This window comes from Bartonella sp. MU70NMGDW (genome assembly GCF_042194085.1).
Lineage (GTDB): Bacteria > Pseudomonadota > Alphaproteobacteria > Rhizobiales > Rhizobiaceae > Bartonella > Bartonella grahamii.
Genome location: NZ_JBHIMK010000504.1, coordinates 1 through 845, shown reverse-complemented (window position 1 = coordinate 845; position 845 = coordinate 1). Strand labels below are relative to the sequence as shown.

At 43.8% G+C, this 845-nt stretch carries 1 pseudogene; it reads left to right on the top strand.

The annotated features are described in order from the left end of the window. A pseudogene (locus ACFIKE_RS11845) lies at positions 1 to 845 on the top strand (hypothetical protein); the annotation flags it as partial.

Here is an 845-nt window from a genome sequence, read left to right as displayed (position 1 = left end):
AGCAGTGTTGCGAAATCTTTAGGTGGTAACGCTAGGTATGAGAACGGCACATGGACCGCCCCTACATTCACGGTTAAAACCTTCACAGAAAATGGCAGTGTCATTGACTCGACTTATGACAATGTGGCGTCTGCCTTTGCTGGTGTTAGTAAGTCATTCTTGAATGTTTATGAAAAGATTGATAATGAAAAATATGATTCTTTGAATTGGAGTGACACTGATAATGCGTTTGTAGCGCAACATTCAAGGAGACCGGGTGGTGGCTTGAAGCCAGAAGAGGGAACCGATAGCAAGATTAAGTATCTTGCCAATGGAGATATTACTTCAACCTCAAGTGATGCTGTAGCTGGTAATCAGCTTCATGCTCTAGGTGATGGAGTTGCTACGTCTTTAGGCGGTAACGCTAAGTACGAGAATGGCGCGTGGGTTGCTCCTACATTCACGGTTAAGACCTTCAATAAAGATGGCACTGCGACTGATAAGTCTTATGACGATGTCGCGACTGCCTTTGCTGGTGTTGGTGATTCATTCGAGAACGTTAAAGATACATTCAAGAATGTTAAGGATGAAATTACCAAAGAGATTGAAAAAGACATTACCCTTGTTCAAAGCGATTCCTTGTTATGGGACAAGACTAGCGGCGCCTTTGTAGCCAAGCATGGGGAAAAAGACAGCAAAACAAACAGCAAGATCACATCACTTAAGAATGGAGACATTACTTCAACCTCAAGCGATGCTGTAGCTGGTAATCAGCTTCATACCCTAGGAAGCAGTGTTGCGAAATCTTTAGGTGGTAACGCTAGGTATGAGAACGGCACATGGACCGCCCCTACATTCACGGTTAA